This window comes from Streptomyces sp. NPDC048718 (assembly GCF_043198875.1).
In the GTDB taxonomy this organism is placed as follows: domain Bacteria; phylum Actinomycetota; class Actinomycetes; order Streptomycetales; family Streptomycetaceae; genus Streptomyces.
In genome coordinates this window covers 25,437-45,592 of sequence record NZ_JBICVG010000030.1, presented here as the reverse complement: position 1 = coordinate 45,592, position 20,156 = coordinate 25,437, and the positions used below count along the sequence as shown (strand labels likewise).

The 20,156-nt window shown below is 70.8% G+C and carries 19 protein-coding genes; 10 read left to right on the top strand and 9 right to left on the bottom strand.

The window, feature by feature from the left end; all coding sequences use genetic code 11:
* A partial coding sequence (locus tag ACGFRB_RS33170) for an acyl-CoA dehydrogenase family protein (RefSeq protein WP_157849844.1) occupies positions 1 to 96 on the top strand: 96 nt, incomplete at its 5' end.
* Positions 97 to 187: 91 nt separating this feature from the next.
* Here ACGFRB_RS33170 and ACGFRB_RS33165 read toward each other — a convergent pair.
* Positions 188 to 1,564, bottom strand: a complete 1,377-nt coding sequence (locus tag ACGFRB_RS33165; protein ID WP_363012278.1) for an LCP family protein — start codon at positions 1,562 to 1,564, stop codon at positions 188 to 190.
* A 119-nt stretch (positions 1,565 to 1,683) separates the two neighbouring features.
* On the opposite strand from ACGFRB_RS33165, the gene ACGFRB_RS33160 reads away from it, so the two are divergent.
* Positions 1,684 to 2,217, top strand: a complete 534-nt coding sequence (locus tag ACGFRB_RS33160; protein ID WP_361237042.1) for an acyl-CoA thioesterase — start codon at positions 1,684 to 1,686, stop codon at positions 2,215 to 2,217.
* Positions 2,218 to 2,489: 272 nt separating this feature from the next.
* Here the strand turns inward: ACGFRB_RS33160 and ACGFRB_RS33155 are convergent, their stop codons facing one another.
* Together ACGFRB_RS33155 and ACGFRB_RS33150 are read right to left on the bottom strand one after the other, a co-directional pair.
* Positions 2,490 to 3,683, bottom strand: coding sequence for a methyltransferase domain-containing protein (locus tag ACGFRB_RS33155; protein WP_393248361.1), 1,194 nt, complete (start codon positions 3,681 to 3,683; stop codon positions 2,490 to 2,492).
* A 7-nt stretch (positions 3,684 to 3,690) separates the two neighbouring features.
* Positions 3,691 to 3,825, bottom strand: a complete 135-nt coding sequence (locus tag ACGFRB_RS33150; RefSeq protein ID WP_393248359.1) for a hypothetical protein — start codon at positions 3,823 to 3,825, stop codon at positions 3,691 to 3,693.
* Positions 3,826 to 4,007: 182 nt separating this feature from the next.
* Here ACGFRB_RS33150 and ACGFRB_RS33145 point away from each other — a divergent pair, with 182 nt between their 5' ends.
* The 3 genes from ACGFRB_RS33145 (at position 4,008) to ACGFRB_RS33135 (ending at position 6,410) form a co-directional block, all read left to right on the top strand.
* Positions 4,008 to 4,754 carry an XRE family transcriptional regulator gene (locus tag ACGFRB_RS33145; protein WP_393248357.1) on the top strand — a complete coding sequence of 249 codons (747 nt, stop codon included), beginning with the start codon at positions 4,008 to 4,010 and terminating at the stop codon, positions 4,752 to 4,754.
* Between the two features lie 2 nt (positions 4,755 to 4,756).
* Positions 4,757 to 5,227 carry an NUDIX domain-containing protein gene (locus ACGFRB_RS33140; protein WP_393248355.1) on the top strand — a complete coding sequence of 157 codons (471 nt, stop codon included), beginning with the start codon at positions 4,757 to 4,759 and terminating at the stop codon, positions 5,225 to 5,227.
* A gap of 481 nt (positions 5,228 to 5,708) precedes the next feature.
* A complete protein-coding gene (locus ACGFRB_RS33135) occupies positions 5,709 to 6,410 on the top strand; it encodes a class I SAM-dependent methyltransferase (RefSeq protein ID WP_393248353.1) in 702 nt (233 codons plus the stop codon).
* Between the two features lie 121 nt (positions 6,411 to 6,531).
* Here ACGFRB_RS33135 and ACGFRB_RS33130 read toward each other — a convergent pair whose 3' ends face one another.
* Complete coding sequence (locus ACGFRB_RS33130; RefSeq protein WP_393248351.1) at positions 6,532 to 6,978, bottom strand: ATP-binding protein; 447 nt, start codon at positions 6,976 to 6,978, stop codon at positions 6,532 to 6,534.
* 257 nt (positions 6,979 to 7,235) lie between these two features.
* Between ACGFRB_RS33130 and ACGFRB_RS33125 the strand changes: the two genes are divergently transcribed.
* The 3 genes from ACGFRB_RS33125 to ACGFRB_RS33115 are packed head-to-tail and all read left to right on the top strand — an operon-like array spanning position 7,236 to position 8,530.
* Entirely contained in the window at positions 7,236 to 8,123 is an 888-nt protein-coding gene (locus ACGFRB_RS33125; RefSeq protein WP_393248349.1) for a helix-turn-helix domain-containing protein, read from the top strand.
* On the top strand, positions 8,110 to 8,301 hold the full coding sequence (locus tag ACGFRB_RS33120) for a DUF397 domain-containing protein (RefSeq protein WP_361237082.1): 192 nt from the start codon (positions 8,110 to 8,112) through the stop codon (positions 8,299 to 8,301). The genes ACGFRB_RS33125 and ACGFRB_RS33120 overlap by 14 nt, the downstream gene beginning before the upstream one ends.
* A gap of 37 nt (positions 8,302 to 8,338) precedes the next feature.
* Positions 8,339 to 8,530 (top strand): DUF397 domain-containing protein, encoded by a 192-nt coding sequence (locus ACGFRB_RS33115; RefSeq protein ID WP_393248347.1) that lies wholly within the window; start codon positions 8,339 to 8,341, stop codon positions 8,528 to 8,530.
* Between the two features lie 57 nt (positions 8,531 to 8,587).
* Here ACGFRB_RS33115 and ACGFRB_RS33110 read toward each other — a convergent pair whose 3' ends face one another.
* Positions 8,588 to 10,039 carry an LCP family protein gene (locus ACGFRB_RS33110; protein ID WP_393248345.1) on the bottom strand — a complete coding sequence of 484 codons (1,452 nt, stop codon included), beginning with the start codon at positions 10,037 to 10,039 and terminating at the stop codon, positions 8,588 to 8,590.
* A 369-nt stretch (positions 10,040 to 10,408) separates the two neighbouring features.
* Here ACGFRB_RS33110 and ACGFRB_RS33105 point away from each other — a divergent pair, with 369 nt between their 5' ends.
* Positions 10,409 to 11,425: a glycosyltransferase family 2 protein gene (locus tag ACGFRB_RS33105; RefSeq protein ID WP_363012286.1), complete on the top strand. Its 1,017-nt coding sequence runs from the start codon at positions 10,409 to 10,411 to the stop codon at positions 11,423 to 11,425.
* A gap of 107 nt (positions 11,426 to 11,532) precedes the next feature.
* Here ACGFRB_RS33105 and ACGFRB_RS33100 read toward each other — a convergent pair whose 3' ends face one another.
* The 4 genes from ACGFRB_RS33100 to ACGFRB_RS33085 all read right to left on the bottom strand — a co-directional run bounded on the left by ACGFRB_RS33100 (position 11,533) and on the right by ACGFRB_RS33085 (position 18,255).
* A complete protein-coding gene (locus ACGFRB_RS33100) occupies positions 11,533 to 13,014 on the bottom strand; it encodes an LCP family protein (RefSeq protein WP_393248343.1) in 1,482 nt (493 codons plus the stop codon).
* A gap of 386 nt (positions 13,015 to 13,400) precedes the next feature.
* Positions 13,401 to 15,599, bottom strand: coding sequence for an LCP family protein (locus ACGFRB_RS33095; RefSeq protein WP_393248341.1), 2,199 nt, complete (start codon positions 15,597 to 15,599; stop codon positions 13,401 to 13,403).
* 199 nt (positions 15,600 to 15,798) lie between these two features.
* Positions 15,799 to 17,085 carry an LCP family protein gene (locus ACGFRB_RS33090; RefSeq protein ID WP_393248339.1) on the bottom strand — a complete coding sequence of 429 codons (1,287 nt, stop codon included), beginning with the start codon at positions 17,083 to 17,085 and terminating at the stop codon, positions 15,799 to 15,801.
* Between the two features lie 402 nt (positions 17,086 to 17,487).
* Positions 17,488 to 18,255 carry a TIGR03089 family protein gene (locus ACGFRB_RS33085; RefSeq protein WP_393248337.1) on the bottom strand — a complete coding sequence of 256 codons (768 nt, stop codon included), beginning with the start codon at positions 18,253 to 18,255 and terminating at the stop codon, positions 17,488 to 17,490.
* 137 nt (positions 18,256 to 18,392) lie between these two features.
* On the opposite strand from ACGFRB_RS33085, the gene ACGFRB_RS33080 reads away from it, so the two are divergent.
* On the top strand, positions 18,393 to 20,048 hold the full coding sequence (locus tag ACGFRB_RS33080; RefSeq protein ID WP_393248335.1) for an N-acetylmuramoyl-L-alanine amidase: 1,656 nt from the start codon (positions 18,393 to 18,395) through the stop codon (positions 20,046 to 20,048).
* Positions 20,049 to 20,156: the final 108 nt, after the last annotated feature.

Genomic DNA, 20,156 nt, shown 5'->3' with positions numbered 1-20,156 from the left:
CCCGTCGAGCGCATGATGCGCGATGCCAAGATCACCCAGATCTACGAGGGCACCAACCAGGTCCAGCGCATCGTCATGGCCCGCAACCTCCCGTAAGCGGGGACGCACGCGGATACGCGGTCATGGAGAAGCCCCGGCGCCGTACGGCACCGGGGCTTCTCCATGTGTCAGAGGGGTGTCAGAGGGGTCAGCGGTCGGCGGTGACCGTCACCGGCTCGTCGTTCTGGATCTCCTTGACCAGCTGCTTCACCTTGGGCATGTCCCAGCGCAGGGAGTTCTGCGGGGCGGTGCCGCTCAGCGGCATGTTCATCGACTTGCCGTCGCCGCCGTTGATGCCCTTCATGGCGAAGAACATCTTGCCCAGGTCGTACAGGGACATGTCCTTGTCGACGATGAGGGTGTCCAGGCCCGCGCCCAGCGTCGGGTACAGCTTGAACGGGTTGATGATCGTGCCCGGAGTCGCCGCCTGGTTGGCGAGCGCGGACAGGAACTTCTGCTGGTTCTTCGTCCGCTGGAGGTCGGACTGGGCGAACGCGTAACGGGTCCGGACGAAGGCCAGGGCCTGCTCGCCGTTGAGGGTCTGGGTGCCGGACTGGAAGTCGGCGCCGGACTTCTTGTCCTTGAAGCCCTTCTCGATGTTCAGCTCGACACCGCCGAGCGCGTCCACGATGTTCGCGAAGCCGGCGAAGCCGATCTCCGCGTAGTGGTCGATGCGCAGACCGGTGTTGAACTCGACCGTGCGGACGAGCAGTTCGGGGCCGTCCATCGCGTACGCCGCGTTCAGCTTGGAGCCGCCGCGCTCGCCGTACTTCTTGCCGGACTCCGAGCCCACGAACGACGGGATCGTCACCCACGAGTCACGGGGCAGCGAGACCATCGTGTTCCCGCTGGAGCAGGACGCGAGGATCATCATCGAGTCGGTCCGCTTGCCCTCGGCGGAGCCGGTGTGCAGCTTCTTCTTGTCCTCGGCCGTCATGCCCTCGCGGCTGTCGGAGCCGACGATCAGATACGTCGTGCAGTCGCCCTCCGCCGGGCGCTCGATGACCTTGGCCAGATCGACCTCGTTGCGCATCCGCGAACTGGCCCAGGCGTACGTGCCGGCGCTCCAGCCGACGATCACGACGAGCGCCACGATCGAGCCGACCTTGATCCGCTTGCGCCAGTCCGGCGCGGGGCCCGGCCGGCCGCCGCCCGCGCCCGCCGGACGCGGGTCGTACTGCGGCGGGATGGTTCCGCGGCCGCCGCCGTGGCCGCCACCGGCCTGCGGGCCGCCAGGGCCGCCGCCGTAGACCTGTCCGCTGTTGTAACCGGAGTCGTATCCGGTGCCGCGCGCGTCGGTGTAGCTCTGCGGGCGACCTTGGTCGTAACCCTGGCCGTAGGCCTGGTCGTAGCCCTGCTGGTGCCCCTGGCCGTACGCCGGGCCCTGCCCTCGGCCGCCCTGCTGCCGCGGCGGGACCTGGGAACGCTGGACATGGCGCATCCGGCGGGCCTCCTCGGGCTGTCCGCTCGCGCCGCCGCGTCCGTATCCGCGGTCTTCGCTCCGCCCGTCGGGCCAGTCATTCATACGGTAAGTCTGCCGTCTGCCCGGCCCGCCCCGACAGGGCGGGTGCGGGATCGGGAACCCGCTGTTGCCAAGCTGATGCAAAACAGGGGTGTGTCGCGGCGGGGCATAAGGTAGAGGGCATGACAGATCAGGGCGACATCCCCGGCAAGCCGACGTCGGCTTCCCGTACCACTCTCAGCCACATCATGACGGCGCACGACACCAACCTCCTGGGCACGGTGCACGGCGGCGTGATCATGAAGCTGGTGGACGACGCGGCGGGAGCGGTCGCGGGCCGGCACTCGGGCGGTCCGGCCGTCACCGCCTCCATGGACGAGATGGCTTTCCTGGAGCCGGTCCGGGTCGGCGACCTGCTGCATGTGAAGGCCCAGGTCAACTGGACCGGCCGGTCCTCGATGGAGGTCGGCGTCCGGGTCATGGCCGAGCGCTGGAACGAGTCCACGCCCGCCACCCAGGTCGGCACCGCCTACCTCGTGTTCGCCGCCGTCGACGGCGACGGCAAGCCCCGCCCGGTCCCGCCGGTGATCCCGGAGACCGAGCGCGACAAGCGCCGCTACCAGGAAGCCCAGATCCGCCGCACCCACCGCCTGGCCCGCCGCCGCGCCATCAAGGACCTCCGCGAGCAGCGCGCGGCCGACGGCCTGGAGGACTGAGGCCCGGCCCCCCTTTTTTTTGTGCCTCGGTTCTCCCCCTGCCTTCGGCGGGGGGACCCCCACGGGGTGCTGGAGTCGGACTCACAGCACCGATCGTGCTCGGCACTGTTCCCCCGACGCACCCCTTCGGCTCACTCGGCCGTAGGGGGCGGCCCGCACCCGGGCGCAACGGCAGGTGTTCGCCCCGCGCCGGGGTCTGGCCGGTGACTGACCAGGGGAGCGATCGGACCACCCCGCATGGGCCGAAAGGCCAAGGAGCGGTCCGGTCTTCGCTATGCCTCAGGTCGGACAGGTGCGGGCACCGGATGGTCGGGTCGGTCGAGCCAGGGCGTGTGCGTTCCGTCGGTGGCGACCGTCAGCCCGAAGCGTTCCGGTCCCGGCCGGTCCACTTCCCGCCACCAGGCGTACGCCGTCTCCACCTCGTTCCAGAGCCGGCGCGGGCCGTGTTCCCACACGGTGAACCGTTCGCGGGTCCGGCCGTCCCAGTCGACCGCCGCCCAGGACGTGGCGTCCGTGGTGGCCAGCCAGAGCCTTGCGGCGACACCGTCCACATCGGGGTCGTCGTGCCAGGCGTGCCACACGTCCCGCGTCCGGAGCCCGACGGCGAACCGGGCCGCCCAGTCGTCCCCCGCGACCGCCCACGGGGAGAGGTCGGTCGTGGACTCGTCGGGGACGTGTTCGTCCCGCACCACGTCCCGGAAGATCCGCAGGTCGGTGCGCTGATTGCGCATCAGCATGAACGCCGAGTGCGGGTGGAACCGGCCCGAGGCCGGACCTTCGGGTTCCACGACCAGGCGCACCAGCCCGTAGCAGGCCCACGGGGTCTCCCACGGCGTGAGGATCACCCCGCCCGGCCGGGTCTGCTCCAGCCAGGCGCGGGGCACTTCGCGTACGGAGCAGGTGGCGATGATCCGGTCGTACGGGGCGGACGCCGGGTGGCCGGCCGCGCCGTCCCCGTCGATCACCCTCGGCTCCAGACCCGTGTTCTTCAGGTTCAGCGCGGCCTGTGCGGCGAGAGCGGGATCCACCTCGATCGTCGTCACGTTCCCGGCGCCCACGCGGTGGGCGAGGAGACCGGCGTTCCATCCGGTTCCGGTGCCCACTTCGAGCACCCGGTGCCCGGTCCGTACGTCCAGCATGCCGAGCATGCGGAACACGATCGAGGGCGCCGACGCCGACGACGAAGGCCACGGATCACCCTCGCCGGGGTCGCGCCCGTCGTTGACCTGCGTCACCACCGAGCCATCCGCGTAGGCGGCGCTCAGCCACCCACCGGGGTCGGTGTTCCGGTCGCACACGTCCAGCGCGGCGCCGAGCCACACCCGGTCCGGCAGGAACCGGTGCCGGGGCACCGCCCAGAAGGCTTCCTCCCAGGCGGGGGCCAACGGCTCCCCGAGATCCGCTGTCACTGCGCCGAGCAGACCACGCATCGCGGTCTGCTCGGCCACCACCTCGCGGTCCGTCACCTCGTCCTCACTTGCTCTTCTTGTGCTTCGGCTCGGGTTGGGGCATCTTCGTGTCCGACGAAGGCTTGGCGGTCCCCGGATCCTTGTCCCCGGCGTGCTTCCCGTCGCCGCCGCTGCCACCCTTGCCTGTTCCCCATCCCATGGGTGCTCCCTTGTGGTTGCCGTTGTCAACGAAGGTGGTGCGACCAGTCCTCATGACCGATGCGCTTCGCGATCATCACGTCTGTCGTAAGGACGGAGGAACCTCCTCCAAACCCCACTTCGGGACGTCCCCTGTCCGGTAGAACGTCCCCTGGGGCCGTCCCGAGGAGCAGGGGGAGACGCGTGCCGAACGAGAGACTGCGTGCCGTGATGGCGGATGGAGGCTGGACGTACTCCGGCCTCGCGGAGAAGGTCGATGTGGACCCCAAGTCCGTTGAACGATGGGTCAATCTCGGCCGTACGCCACGCCGCGGCACAGCCATGCGGGTGGCAGAGACACTGGGGGAGGACATGCACGCACTCTGGCCGGGACTGCGACGGGTGCGTGCCGAACGAGCGGGCAGTACGGAACTCGTGGCGCTCTACGCGCAGAGGGCGGACACCCCCGTGTCGGCGTTCGTCGACGTGCTGGACCAAGCGCGTGAGCGGATCGATGTGCTGGTGTACGCCGCCCTCTTCCTGCACGAGACGTACCCCCGGCTCAACGATCTCTTGAACAAGCGCGCCGCGGAGGGCTGTGCGATCCGGATCGCGGTGGGTGACGCCGGGAGCGAGAACGTCCGGGCGCGCGGCCAGGAGGAGAAGTTCGGCCACGGCATCGAGTCCCGCTGTCGGCTGGCACTCATGCATTACCGACCCCTGATCGGCGTGCCCGGCATCGACATCCGGACCCACGGGACGACTCTCTACAACTCGCTCTACCGGGCCGATGACCACATGCTGGTCAATGCCCATGTATGGGGGGTCACCGCGTACGGGGCTCCGGTGTGGCATCTTCGGCGAAGCGGCGACGGCGGCATGTTCGACACCTACGCCGAGAGCTTCGACGCGGTGTGGTCCACTGCGACGCCCGTACCGCACGAGAGGTGACCATGGCACGGACCGAGTACTACGACGACCCGAACGCGCCCCGGCCGAACAGCATGGTTGTCGCGGCTTCCGCCGTCGTCACCGACGAGCGGGGGCGCATCCTGCTCCAGCGGCGGCGCGACAACGACCTGTGGGCGCTTCCCGGCGGGGGCATGGATCTCACCGACTCGCTTCCCGGCACGGCCGTTCGCGAGGTCAAGGAGGAGACCGGCCTGGACGTGGAGATCACGGGCCTGGTCGGTACGTATACGGACCCGAGGCACGTCATCGCCTACACGGACGGCGAGGTGCGCCGGCAGTTCAACGTCTGCTTCACCGCGCGGATCACCGGCGGAGAACTGGTGATCTCGGACGAGTCGACGGAACTCCGGTTCGTCGCGCCGGATGAGCTGGACGGGCTGCCGATGCACCACACGCAACTGCTCCGGCTCCGCCACTTCCTGGAAGGGCGCGAGCGGCCCTATCTCGGCTGACCCCGTTTCCCGTTCCAGGCCATCTCGGGAAGGCCACCGATGGACGTGCTCAAGGATGAGACCACCAGGGCACGCATGGAGGAAGCCCTGGCCCACACCGCCGCCCGGCTGCCCACCAGGACGGCAGGGGCTCCGGTCTGGGGATGGCTGGGCCGCACCATCGGCGGTCGGACTGTGGGCGGGCACTGGCTCCGCGTTCACTGGGGCGAGGCAGCCAAGACCCCGGCCGCCCGGAACGAGGGGAACCGCCGAGCGGATCCGGGAGGGCGAGCGCGTCAGCGAGCCCGCGGCAACGGCTCATCGAAGCCATCCGAGAATTCGAGCGGACCTATCCCGGCGGGGTCCTCGGCAAACGGCAGGCGAAGGTGCCTTTCGGATCGCCGTGGCACAGCGAGTCGGGCCTTGTCATGGGTAGTTGATCTCTCGTCGTTCTGGTTAGCCTCCGCTGATGTTGCATGCCGAGTTCCGTGATCCCTTGTTGGTGACTGTCTACGATGCCGAGTGCCCGTGGACACGTGAGGACGACTTCTTCCTTGGAGTGGTCGGCGAGACCCGGAGATGGAGGGTGCTCGACCTCGGCTGTGGGACGGGGCGGCTGGCTCTGGGCCTGGCCGCACTCGGCCACGTGGTCACCGGAGTCGATCCGGCCCGCGCCTCGCTCCAGGCAGCCCGCGCCAAACCCGGCTCCGAACGGGTGACCTGGGTTGAGGGAACCTCGGCGGACCTGCCCGACGCCGCGTTCGACGTCGCGGTCATGACCAGTCATGTCGCGCAGTTCTTCGTCACGGATGAGGAGTTCGGCCGCGCGCTCGCCGATCTGAGGCGTGCACTCGTGCCAGGCGGGCGCCTGGTCTTCGACACCCGGGACCCCGCGGCCCGGCGCTGGGAGGCGTGGAACCCGGTCGACTCCCACCGGCAGGTCGAGCTGGCGGACGGAACCGTGGTCACGGCTTGGACCGAGGTCACGGCCGTCATCGACGGCGCGGTCTCCTTCACTCACCACTACGCCTTCCCCGACCACCAGCAACTGCAGAGCACCGCGACCCTGCGCTTTCGGACCGAGAGGGAAGTGCGTGCGGCACTGCGTACCGCGGGTTTCCAAGTCAAGGACGTCTACGGCGGCTGGAACCGGGAATCGGTCGGTGACGGAGACGGCGAACTTCTGGTGATCGCCCACCGCTGATGTCCCGCAGGAGGCGGACCGGCCAGAGCGCTTCGGGCGCCGTCCCCTTCGGCCCGGCCGGGTCCGGGGCCGGGTCCGGGGCGCTGCGGGGAAGAGCGGATGCCGGGCTCTGGCCGAAGGGTCAGTCGATCCGCAGGATCTCCGCCCACACGAACTTTCCGAACGGTCGGTCCTCGCAGCCCCACATCCCCATGCACAGCGCGTCGAGGATGAACAGGCCGCGCCCGCGCGTGCTTTCGTCCGACGCGGGCCGGGGCGAAGGGCGTCGACGCACGGGGTCGTGCACCTCGACGCGCGTTCGCCTGTGGTCGCTGTGGAGGACGACCTGGATCTGGTCGCCCGGCTCCGTGCCGTACCGGTACGCGTTGGTGACCAGCTCGCTCGTCACGAGAACGACGTCGTCGAGGTGCGGCGCCGGGGCTTCTGGCGAGTTGTAGCCAATGAATTCGCGAGCGAACACGCGGGCATGCGCTGCGACTTGAGGGTCGCTCGCCAGCAGCAAGGTGGATGGAGGGCCGTCAGGAGGCGGGCAGAGGGCCACGGGAACGGCTGGCGGAAGGTCGATCATGCGGATTCCTCACGGGCAAGTGCCCCGCGTTGCCGACGACTTGGGTAAGGGGGGCGCGGCAAACGCGGGCAGAATGATCGCTCACGGAGAGTGCATGTCCACAGTGCACGGCGTGACGAGAGCTGTGCAAGACTTCATGGCGTTGTACCGCTCAGAAGGTGTCGAACGGATGTCCTGCACTGCGCGGCGAGTGCCGGACGGCTTTCATCGTGAGGGGCAAAAGTCCTTCATACTGAGGACACGGCAAAGGAGTTGGGATGGCTGAGGGCCCGACCGGATCGACAGTTCCGCGTCGTCAGCTGGGGCGGAATCTCCGCGATCTACGCAACCGAGCGCGCCTGACCGTGCGCGCGGCGGCGAAGAAACTGGAGTGGTCCGAGGCGAAGATGTGGCGCATCGAGACGGGCCAGACTCCCTTGCGGAGCCTGGACGTCCAGGCGATGTGCCTGGTGTACGGCGCGCCGGCGGATCTCACCGAGGCCCTGATGGGGCTCGCGAAGGAGACCAAGGCGCGGGGCTGGTGGCACGCCTACGGCGACGTGATCCCGGACGGATTCGATGTCTACGTGGGACTCGAAGAAGCCGCCGAATCTCTGTCGTTGTACGAGAGCGACCTCGTTCACGGGCTGCTGCAGACGGAGGGGTATGCGCGCGAGGTCATCCGTACGCATATCCGTGGGATCAGTGAAGCGGAACTCGATGGGCGTGTACGGCTGCGCATCGAGCGGCAGGCACTTCTGACCCGAGCCACCGACCCGACGGTGCTGCGGGTCGCGCTGGGCGAGGCGGTGCTACGGCGTCCCGTCGGCGGTCCCGAGGTGATGATGCGGCAGCTCGCCCACCTGGCCTACGTCGCAGGGCTGCCGAACATCTCGATTCGAGTCACGCCGCTTGCTGCCGGTCTGCACTCGGGAGTCGTCACGGGCTCCTTCGTGATCCTTCGGTTCCCGTTGACCGGTGACGGGACGGCCACTGAGCCGCCGACGGTCTACGCGGACGGGTACACCGGCGGCCTGTACCTGGACAAGGACCGGGAGGTGCAACAGTACGACGCGGCCTTCACCGACATCTGGGAAGGATCGCTCGACGAGCAGGCGTCGCTGCGCCTGATCTCTGAAGTGGCTGGGAGTTATGGAAAAGGTTGAGAACGCTGAGTGGTTCAAGTCGAGCCACAGCAACGGGAACGGCTCCTGTGTCGAGGTGGCGCACCTCGGCGGCGCTGTTGCCATGCGGGACAGCAAGGTGGAGTCTGGGCCCGTCGTGACCTGTGGGGTTGAAGGATGGCGCGCATTCATCGGAAGCGTGGTTGAGCGCGGCCTGTAGGCGTCGCTGCGCCTGATCTCGGAGGTGGCTGGGAGTTATGGAAAAGGTTGAGAACGCTGAGTGGTTCAAGTCGAGCCACAGCAACGGAAACGGTCAGTGCGTCGAGGTGGCGCGCTTCGGCAGCGCTGTCGCCATGCGGGACAGCAAGGTCGAGGCCGGGCCCGTCGTGACCTGTGCGCTCGATGGCTGGCGCGCCTTCATCGACGGCGTGGCCCACGACGGGCTGTAAGCCCGTGCGCACGCGCCCCCGAGCGGCCTCCGGGCCACTCGGGGGCGCGTCGCGTTCCTACGGACACACCACCTGATCCCCGCGCACCGCCTCCGACCCCGTCCCCGCACCCGACGATCCAGCCCCCGCCCCCGCCCCCGCCCCCGCCTCCCGGACCCGCACCGGAGTCACGCCCCGATAATCCGCGCCGACCGTCACCTGGAGCGTGGCGCCCTGGCCCGCGACGGGTTGCAGGGTGGCGCCGGGGAGGGCGGCGGCGAGGGTGCGGGCGGAGCGGTCCCAGTGCGGGTCGTAGGCGATGACCGTGCCCGCCTGGTTGTGGGTGCTCTGCCGGGTCTGCGGGTCGCGGGTCGTGTCGAAGCCGGTGGCGCGCAAGGCCGCGTCGGCGCGGGCGCCGAGGCCGGCCGTGTGGGTGCCGTTGTAGACCTGGACCCGGACGGTGGACGGCGCGACCTCCACGGCCACCGCCCCGGGCCGCGCCCCCTCGGCCGGCGCGGCAGAGGAGGCAGAGGGAGCCGGCGGGGAGGCCGGTGTGGCGCCCGCGGTCGCCAGCGGATGGTCCTCGCGCAGCGACTGGAAGAGCTTCTGTGCCTTCGCCGCGTCCCACTTCACCGTCGACCCGATCCCCTTCACCTGGAAACCGGCGTCACCGATCGGCACGGACGCGAACTCCGACGACGCCGGGGTGAAGCCGCGCATCGCCTTCGCGAGCGACAGCAGCTGCTCCGTACCGAAGCCCTGGTCCGCCCGTACGGAGCTCAGCATCGTCGTGGCGACCTCCCGGAACCGCACCGGGTTCAGCAGCACCCCGCCGCTGGTCACGCGGTCGACGAGCGCCGCCACGAACTTCTGCTGGCGCTGCATCCGCCCGAGGTCGGCGGCCCCGTCGACATGGCGGGACCGTACGTACTGGAGCGCCTGCCCGCCGTCCAGCTCGTGCGTCCCGGCCGGCAGGTCGAGGCCGCTGTACGGGTCCTTCATCGGCGAGGTCGTGCAGATCCGGACACCGCCGACCGCGTCGACGGTCCGCATGAAGCTGGTGAAGTCGACCTCCAGATAGTGGTCGATCTTCACACCGGTCATCGCCTCCACGGTCCGTACGGTCAGTCCGGGCCCGCCCTCCGCGTACGCGGCGTTCAGCTTCACCGGGTGCGCGTGGTGGAGCTTGCCGGTGGTGAGGTCGGTGTGCTCGGGCATCTCGGCGTACGAGTCGCGCGGCAGGGACACGACGCTCGCCCGGTCCCGGTCCTCGGAGAGGTGGACGAGCATCACGGTGTCGGTGCAGTGGCAGGACTCGCCGCCGAGCCGGTACGCCCGGCGCTCCTCGGGGGTGATCCGGGCGCGTTCGTCGGTGCCGACGAGCAGGAAGTTCAGCCCGTGCCCGCCCTGCGGCCGGTTCTTCATGTCCTTGAAGGGGTCGACCCGGGTGAGACCGGTGTCCAGGCCGGTGAACAGCGCGTGCCCGAACCCCCCGGCGGCCAGCACCACCACCGAGAGGGTGGTCGCCACCCGCGTCCCCCAGGCCGGCTGCCCCGGACGCCTGGCCCGCCCCCGCCCCCGCCCCGGCCCCCGAACCCGACCCCGCCCAGTCCGCCCTGACCTCTCTGTTTGCCCCGTCCACCCTCCTGTCCGCTCGTCCCACCCCGGCTGCCGCCCCCCTGACCGTGTCCCTGATCGCGTCCCTGGCTGTGTCCCCGGCCGGGAGGCCGGTGCGGGGCGGGCGGTGGACCGGGTCGGACGGGGCGGAGTGGGCACGAGGGACACCTCCGTTGGTACGACAAGCGGATCCCGAGCACCGTAGGCCCCGAGATCAGCGCCGCCCCGCAGCGACCCGGGGGCGCGCGAACGTATCCCCCATTCGCGGTAACGTGGCGGGCGATGAACGCCAATCCGCCTGTTTCCGTGATCATGCCGGTCCTCGATGAGGAGCGGCATCTGCGCAACTCGGTCCGTCACATCCTGGCGCAGGAGTACGACGGCGAGATGGAGGTGGTGATCGCGCTCGGCCCGTCTTCGGACCGCACCGACGAGATCGCCGCCGAGCTCGTACGGGAGGACCCCCGCGTCCACACCGTGCCGAACCCCACGGGCCGTACCCCCGCCGCGCTCAACGCCGCCATCAAGGCCTCCCGCCACCCGATCGTGGTCCGGGTCGACGGCCACGGCATGCTGTCGCCCAACTACATCGCCACCGCCGTCCGCCTCCTGGAGGAGACGGGCGCGATGAACGTCGGCGGCATCATGCACGCCGAGGGCGAGAACGCCTGGGAGGACGCGGTCGCCGCCGCGATGACCTCGAAGATCGGCGTCGGCAACGCCGCCTTCCACACCGGCGGCAAGGCGGGCCCGGCGGAGACGGTCTACCTGGGTGTCTTCCGGCGCGAGGCGCTGGAGCAGCAGGGCGGCTACAACGTGGAGTTCATCCGCGCCCAGGACTGGGAGCTGAACTTCCGCATCCGCGAGGCCGGCGGCCTGATCTGGTTCTCGCCGGAGCTGCGGGTGCAGTACCGGCCGAGGCCGTCGGTGCGCGCGCTGGCCAAGCAGTACAAGGACTACGGCCGCTGGCGGCACGTGGTGGCCCGCTACCACGAGGGCTCCATCAACCTGCGCTACCTGGCCCCGCCGGCCGCCGTCGTCGCGATCGCCGCCGGTCTCCTCGTCGGCGCGACGCTCACCCCGGTCGGCTTCGTCGTCCCGGCGGGCTACCTCGCGGCGATCGTCGCGGGCTCGATACCGGCGGGCAAGGGCCTGTCCCTGAAGGCCCGGCTCCAGATTCCGGTGGCGCTGGCGACCATGCACATGTCCTGGGGCTTCGGCTTCCTGACCAGCCCGCGCGCGCTGGCCCGGAAGGTCATCGCGAGCAAGCGCCCGGCGGTGAAGACCGAGACGGTCTGACCTCCGTCCCGCGCACCCCACCCCCTTCGTACGGCACAAGGCCGGGCCCCCTCCCATCGAGGGGGCCCGGCCTTGTGCCGTACACGCGCGCCAAGTGAGCGGGACCGTCAGCTCTTCCCGTCCCACTTATAGATGGAGTAGACGTCCATGCACTCCGTCTTGTCGTCCGCGCCCTCCGGCAGGTCACCGTCGTTGATCTGCGGCTTCTTGTAGACGGAGCCCGTGCGCCAGTCGGAGCCGACGACGAGCGTGATGGTCACGGCCTTCGCGTCGCCGTGGACGGCCGAACCCGGCAGACCGAGGGCCTTCGCCACGGACTCGGCGTTCGCCTTGGCCTGGTCGCCGGCCGACTTCGGGTAGAGGACCGCGGTGTCCTTGCTGCCCTCTCCCTCCCGGGTGGCCTCGGCCCGGGTGAAGCCCTTGCCCTGGAGGGTCGTCGCCAGCGCGGAGGCGCGGCCCGGGGCGGCCGGCTGCCCGTCGCCGCTGGTGCCGTTGACGACGGTGACGGAGAAGGCGTCGGGCGCCTCGGGCTCGGTCTTCGGCTTGTCGGAGGTGCCCCCGTCGCCCTTCGGCTTCTTCGGCCCGCCGTTTTTGTCGAAGGCCACGTCCTCGCGGACCATCGCGAACATCTTGTCGGCCGCCGAGGAGCGCAGCGAGAGCCACGCGTCCGGGTTGCCCGGGTAGGGGTCGGTCGGGACGGTGGTCGTGGTGAGACGGTCCAGCTTCACGTTCTTCAGCTGCATCGACAGATTGAAGAGCTTCGACACGGACTTGATCTCGTCGGAGACCTGGAGGGCCGTGGTGGCGGTCTCCGCGAGCCCCGTGAGCCGGCCGGTGTCGGTCCAGGCGTTCTGCTCCTGGAGCTTCTTCATCATGCCGTTCAGGTACATGTGCTGGGCCTTGGCCCGGTTCTGGTCACTGCCGAACGCGTGCCGGGTCCGCAGCCACTGGAGCGCCTGCTCGCCCTTCACGTCGGTCGTGCCCTCGGGGAGCTTCAGCCCCGAGCCGCCGTGCTGCTGGGCGGTGGACTTGTCGTACACGCCGGTCTTGACACAGACCGGGACACCGCCCACCTCATCGGCCATGGACACGACGCCGGCGAAGTCGACCATCATCCAGTGGTCGATGTAGACCCCGGTGAGCTTCTCCCACGTCGTGAGGGTGCAGCCGGGGCCGCCCCGGCTGAGCGTCTCGTTGATGGGCCGGTTGTTCGTCGCCGCGTACACCTTGCCGTCGGTGGTGTCCGTGCACGCCGGGATCGGGACGACCGTGTCACGCGGAATGGAGACGATCGAAGCGTGCTGCCGGTCCGCCGAGACGTGCAGCAGCATCTGCACGTCCGCGAGCGGCTTGCGGTCCCGCTCGTTCTTGCCGCCGCCCAGCGCCACGTTCGCGCTCTTCGACCGGTCGTCGGAACCGAGCAGCAGGATGTTCAGCGGCGTATTGCCGAGCGCGTCCGGCGCGGCCTTCTTCACACCGCTCTCGCCGCCCGCGCGACTGCCGCCGCGAAGGTTGTTGTTGAGGTGCTGGTAGTACAGGTATCCGGCGCCGGCCGTACCGAGTATCAGCACCGACAGGGTGATGGCCACCCAGCGGAATATCCTGCGCTTTCCGGACTTTTTCTTCGTCTTCGCCCGTCGCCGCGCCCTGCCGCCACCGCCACCGCCACCGCCACCGCCGCCGTGGCGGTGCGCCGAGCGGCTCGTGCCCTTGCCTCCGCGGTCACGCGCACCGCCGTCCTTGGCACGACGGGATCGGGGCACGCCACCGTCCGGGCGTCCGCCCGGGCCGGTGTCATCACCCCCCTCCTCGTACGTGCGGTCGTCCCACTCCGTACTGCGGGCGTGCGGGGCGCGTTCCCGCGCCCCCTCCCTGCGCACGCTACTGCGTCCCACCCCAGGTCTCCCTCGTCACTGCAGATGCCGCGCCCCAAGGCCCGGGGGTCGCCAACGGGCGTCCCGGGATTGCCACTTGGCTACTTGGCGCACACCTGTTTGTCTGCTGTCTGAGCACCGTCCGGCGCCTTCGCCGATCCGGTGAGGGGCACCCCCGCGCCCTTGAAATCGGAACCGAGGACGAGCGTCATGGGCTCGAGTTCCCCCGCGTCCTGTGTGCCCGGCTTGAGCGCCGAGGCGGGCAGGCCCATCAGATCCGCGAGCTTGCGGGCCTGGGCGGCCTGGTTCGGTGCGTACGTGAGCGTGGTCTTCGCTGCCTTCTCGGGGGCGTTGGACTTGTTGGTGGACCGCGTCACGCCGTGTTCGTTCTGGAGCCAGTTGACCGTGGACTGGGCCGCGCCCTGGATACCACTGCCGTTGAAGACGTCGACCCGGACCTCGCGCTCGGTGGCGCGCTCCCCCTCCAGAAGCTTGGCCTGGGCCTTGACCTGCGCGTTCTTGGCGTCCTTCTCCTTCTTCTTCACCTCGGTGAGCGAGGTGTCGGACTTGAGCATCGAGAACAGCCGGGGCGCCTTGACCGGGTCGGGTACGACCGTGACCGGACTCGGCTCCGCCGGGTTGTCGATGACCGGCAGCGTGGTGAACGTGATGTTCTTCGGGTCGATCTTGGCCAGCTCGCCCGCGAGGGACTTCAGCTTGCCGATCGTGCCTATCCCGCTGTCGACGGTGAGGGCGTTGGTGGCCGCGTCGGCGAGGTCGTACAGCTTGGTCGGCGACGTCAGCGTGTCGTTCGACTTCATCTCGCGGATCATCGAACTCAGGAACTGCTGCTGGACTTTGATGCGGTCCAGGTCGCTCTCGTTGCCGAAGCTGTGACGGGTACGGACGAAGGCGAGGGCCTGCTCGCCCTCGATCGTGGACTCGCCGACCGGCAGCTTGAGATGCGACTTCGGGTCGTTCACCGGCTTGGCCAGACAGACCTTCACACCGCCGACGGCCGTGGTCATCTCCTTGACGGCGTTGAAGTCGGCCATCATGAAGTGGTTCACGGTCAGCCCGGTGAGCGCCTTGACCGTCCGCATGGTGCAGCCCGGGTCGCGCTCGTCCTGGCCGAGGCTGGTGTTGAAGCGGACCGCGTTCGTCCCCGGAATCGTCTTCAGGGTGTTGTCGGGCATCTTCGTCTGGCACTCGGGGATGTCGGTGACCAGGTCCCGGGGGATGGACATCGCGGTGGCGTTCGTCCGGTCCTCGGACACATGGAAGAGGATCGTGGTGTCCGCGTGGCCCGGGCTGTCCTTGTCGCCGTAGCCCGCGTTGCCCTTGCCGGTCCGCTTGTCGGTGCCGATGAGCAGGATGTTGAACGGCCGGCCGTCCTGGAAGCCCTCCGCCGTGCCGCCCGCCACCTCGATGGTGTTGATGTTGTTGTTGAAGTGGTTGTACAGCGCGTACGCGCCGGCGGCGCCGCCCACCAGGACGAAGGCCATCGTGCCGCCGGTCCACAGCAGGACCTTCTTCTTCGTGGACTTCTTGCCCGGCCGGCGCTTGCGGCGGCTCGCGGCGGTCTGCCGGCCGCCACCGCCGGCGGGCTCGGGCGCGCGGCGGCGGCGCTGCCCGGGGACGGTCGGAGCGGCGGCGGGGGAGGCGGCCGGGTCGGTCTCGCGGGTCCGCTCACGGGCGGTACGGCCGGCGGTACGTCCGGAGGCGCGCTCGGAGCCGGCCTCGGGACCGAAGCCGGAGTCGAAGCCGGGGCCGGAGACGAGGCCGGGGCCGGAGACGAGGCCAGAGTCGGTCTCGGGGCCGAACTCGGAGCTGCCGCCGGGGCCCCGTTCGCCGCCCCTGCCGCGCCAGGCGCCGGCACCGGCGCCGGCACCGGGGACAGGGCCGGAGGGGCCGGGGACGGCACCGGGGATGGCACCGGGGACGGAGGGGCCGGGGACGCGCTCGTACGCCTGCCCCTGCCCCTGGGCGTAATCCTGCGCGTAACCCTGGGTGTAGCCCGGCGCCTGGCTCTGCTCGTAGCTCTGCTCGTACCCCTGGTCGGAGAGTTGCCCGGGCGCGTGCGGGTGTGACCGCTGTCCGGGCGGGGTGGTGCCGCGCGGTGCCGAACGACGCGGCCGGGGCGGGCCCGCCGGGCCGGGCTGCTGCTCAGCGGAGTGGTCCAGTCGCAGTTCGTAGTTACCGGTCTGCGGGTTGAGGACCCACTGGTCGGCGGGGTCGATCTCGTCCGCCCCTCCACGGCTGTGCGCGTCCACGGTTCCTCGGTCCTCCGTCGGTGCCACGCGAGGCGCCTCCCCCTCGGGCGCTCGGTCTGGTCCATCGAGTGCGCGACCATGCGGCCGGTAGCACCGGATCGCGTCACACTATCCGGCCAGTTCAGCGCGGGGCGACGTGCGTGACAAATTCCACGTCCCTTACACCTGGGCAATCTGCCCATACCTCATCCGCCACTGCCCTCCCCTTGGTCGCTTCTTTGCACAGTCAGCAGCTCTGGGCGGCGTTCCGGCCCGCGAAAGAGGGCGTCGGGGAGGGGGCGGCGAGGGGACCCGGGGCGGCTGAGGCACCCAATCCGGCCTCGTTTCCCGCGCGGTTTCCGGTCACGTTCCCGGTCGCGGTCTTGCCCCGGGAGTCGTCCCCGGGTCCGTTCCCGGCGTCGTCCCCAGGTTCGCCCCCGGAACCGCCCCCGGAGCTGCCGCCGGAGCCGTTCCCGGGTGCGTCCCCGGTGGGGGACGGGTGGACGGTCACGGGCAGATCGGAACGCAGCCGGGCGAAGAGCCGGTCCGCCGCGGGCTGCACCAGCTGGTCGCGGTTGGGGTCGTTCACATACGGCTCTCGCGGCACCGTCAGGAACTGCACCCGGTCGGTCGGCACGGACCGCATCGAACGCGAGAGCCCGTACAGATCGCGCAGCGAGGCCAGCCCCGGATCGGTGGTGAGCGACCGGGTGGCCGCGTCCAGCACCGGATACAGCTTGGCGGGATTGAGCAGCACACCGTCGCTCTGCACCTTGTCGACCAGGGCGCCGAGGAACTGCTGCTGGCGGTCCATCCGCTCGGTGTCGCTGCCGTCGCCCAGCGTCTTGCGGGCCCGTACGAAGCCGAGCGCCTGCTCGCCGCGCAGGAGCTGCCGGCCCGCCGGCAGCTTGAGCCGCGCGTCGCGGTCGTCGATCGGCTCCTTCAGGCAGACCGTCACCCCGTCGACGGCGTCGACCATCTCCTTGAAGCCCTGGAAGTCGACGACCACGAAGTGATCGATCCGGATGCCGGTCAGCTTCTCCAGGGTGCGGATCGTGCAGGCCGGCCCGCCGACCGCGAAGGCCCAGTTGAACTGGGCGTACCGCGCCGCCGTACGCGTCCGGTCCGGCCGCGCGCAGCTCGGGACCCGCACCATCAGATCGCGCGGCACGGACACCGCCGTGGCGCTCGACCCGTGCGCGGCGATGTGCAGCAGGATCGTGGTGTCGGACCGCTGGCCCTTGACCCGCCCGTACTCCGAGTTCCCGGCGCCGGCCCGGGAGTCCGAGCCGATCAGCAGGATGTTGCGGGCCCCGCGGACCTCCGCGGCCGGCCGCTCCTTCTCGTACGCGCGCAGCTCGGCCTCGGCGGCCGCGTCCGCCGTGATGTTGGCGTTCAGCTTCCGGTAGACCCACCAGCCCACGCCGGCCGCGACCAGCACCACGAGGGCCGTCCCCAGCGCCGTCCAGCGCAGCCAGTGCCGCGGCTTGCGTCCGCCGCCCGTCCCCGTGGGCGTGTCCGCGCTGTCCGTCACGTCTGAGTCCGTCCTCGCTGGCGTCCGCTGCGCGCCGGGAGTCCGTTGTCATGCAGGTGTAGACGGCCGGTTCCCGGGCTTGGTTGTGCGGAGCACTGCACTCCGCTCCCGGCCGATCATGACCCGCCCGCCCGCCGGTTACGCGGGTACGCGGCGCGTCGATGGGCCGTACGGGTGGAGGGAAGGGCGGACGGGCATATGACAGCGGTGCGAGGGGGGTACGGCGCGGACGCGCGCGTGGGGGTGGCGCAACCGGGGACGGCCCCGGCCGTCAGGCATATGACAGGAATGACAGGAATGGCGGGAGTACGAGCGCACGCGCGCGTGGGGACCGCGACATCGGGAACGGCCCCCGGGGCAGCCTCAAGACGGCCCCGGGAACAAGGTCAGCCCTCCGGCCCCTCAGCTTGCCGGCCGGACGGTGACCCGCTCGCTCTCCACGCGCTTCGCCAGGCTCTCCGGCGCCAGCTGGTCCAGGTTCCGGCACAGCACGACCGACCCGCCCGCCGCGAGCGGCGCGTACAGCCCGGCCGAGAGCCCGGCCCAGCTGTCGTACGCGCGGTCCGACAGCACCCGCAGACCGGCGCCGTCACCCGCCGTGGCCGCGAGCTCCGCCGCGTCCGCGCGGGCCCGGTCCACGAGCTGCGCGCCCGTCAGCTCCATGCCGTCGACGACGAGGGCCGGCTCGTCCGGGCCGACGGGAACGAACGGCGCGAAGCGGTCGCCCTGACCCGGCACCTCGACCGCGTAGTCCGCGTATCCGGCGGGCGGCTGGGGGAAACGGCGGCCGAGCGGCGCGAGGGAGAGCGCGATCCGGTCCCCGGAGCAGGCCAGGCCCGCCTCCAGGGCGTCGGGCCCGGCGACGACGTAGTCCGCGCCGGCCGGATCGCCGCCGATCTCGGCCGTCACGCCCACCGACGAGCAAGCGAGCAGCCACACGGCGGTCTGCCAGTGCGCGGGCAGCAGCAGCGCGAGCCGGTCGCCGGGGGAGGCGGACAGCTCGCCCTGGAGCAGATTGGCCGTCTTCGCCACCCAATTGGCGAAGGTGGCCACGGACAATTCCACCCGTTCACCCGTGGAGTCGTCGTAGAAGGTGACCAAGGGGCGGGCCGGGTCCGCGGCGAGCGCGGATCGCAGCAGGTCGGCGGGGGTGCGGTCGCTGGCGTTCACGCGGGCAAGCGTACGCGCGGACCCCGCCCCGGATCCCCCGTTCCGGTGACAGCGTCCACCGGGCGGCCCGCACTGTCACCTGTCCGCCGCGCGGGTCATCGCGCGCGGAAACCCGGTCGCACCCTCACGATCACCCCATGCGTGCCTCCCTCGTCTCCTCGCTCGCCGTCGGCTGCGCCACCGCGCTCGCGCTGCCGCTCTCCCTCACGGCCCCGACCCCGGCGGCCGCCGCGGCCCCGGGGCCCCGGCTCGCGCCCGCCCTCGCACCCACCGCGCCCGACGCGCCCGACGCCGATGTCGCGGGCTCCACCCAGTCCTTGCCGCTCGAACCGCTCGCCCCCGACGGACCGCGCAACCGCGCCGGCGGCCGGACGGCGGCGGGGGAGCGGGGGCTGACCCGTAGTGAGGTCCGGCCGTTCTCGCTCGTGGGGGTGGTCTGGGACGACGCCCGCGCGCCGCTGGACGGCACGGTGCAGGTCCGTTCCCGGTCCACGGCGGACGGTACGTGGTCGCGCTGGCGGGACGTCGAGACCCACAACGAGGAGCACGGCGCCGACCCCGGCACCGTGGAGGACCGCGGCGCGGCCCCGCGCGGCGGCACCGCGCCGCTGTGGGTCGGCGCCTCCGACGGCGTCGAGGTCCGCGTACGGCCCGGACAAGACGACCGGCACGACCGCCACGAGCGGGCCGGGGAGCTGCCGCGCGGACTGCGCCTCGAACTCGTCGACCCGGGCCGGGAACCGGAACGCACCACGAGCACCCGGGCGATGGGCGCCCCGGCCGACGGCGGCGGTGGCGGTGTGGCGGCGCCGTACACGCACTACACCGGTTACCCCGGTTATCCCGGCTACACCGGCCAGTTCACCCGCCCGTACCCGGTGGGCGGCCACACGTCCTCAGGCTCCGGACAGCCCGGACAGCCCGGGAAGTCGAGCCAGTCCGGGAAGCCGGGGAAGCAGGGGCAATCCGGGAAGCCGGGGAAGCCAAGCCGGCCGAGCCAGTCGGGGCAGTCGGGACCGGCCGGGGAGTCCGAGAAGGCGGAGCAGGCGGTGCGGAAGGCCACCGCGGCCGCCGAGAGCGCGGGCGCGAACGCCGAACTCGCTCCGTACGGCGTCTCCTCGATCCCCGCCCAGACCCACGCGCAGACGGTGGCGTCCCTCCACAAGGCCCCCGGGGCGAAGCCGTACATCGGGGCCCGGCCGAAGATCGTCACCCGTAAGGGCTGGGGCGCCGACGAGGGGCTGCGAGAGGGCGGTTTCTCCTACACCAAGACGGTCAAGGCGGCCTTCGTCCACCACAGCGCCACCGGCAACTCCTACAAGTGCGGCGAGGCGGCGTCCGTGTTGCGCGGGATCTACCGCTACCACGTGAAGAGCATGCACTGGCGCGACATCGGCTACAACTTCGCCGTCGACAAGTGCGGCACCATCTACGAGGGCCGCGCGGGCGGCGTCGCCAAGGCCGTCCAGGGCGCCCACACGATGGGCTTCAACAGCGACAGCATGGGCATCGCGGTCCTCGGCAGCTACGGCAGCACCAACCCGCCGGCCGCGGCCGTCACCGCGATCGCCCGCCTGACGGCCTGGAAGCTGGGCCTGTTCGAGGCGAACCCGAAGGGCAAGACGACCCTGACCTCCGGCGGCGGGAACCGCTTCAAGAAGGGCAGCAAGGTCAAACTGAACGTCATCTCGGGACATCGCGACGGCTTCTCCACCGAGTGCCCGGGCAAACGTCTCTACGGAAAGCTGGGCACCGCGCGGTCGGCCTCCGCCAAGTACCAGGGCAGGAGCTGAGCAACCCTCTGCATAGACTGACCGGTCATATCGTACGGACGGGGGCAGGCTGCCGTCCGTACGAGAACCACCCGGCGACGACCGGACCCGAACAGGAAGCAGAGACGA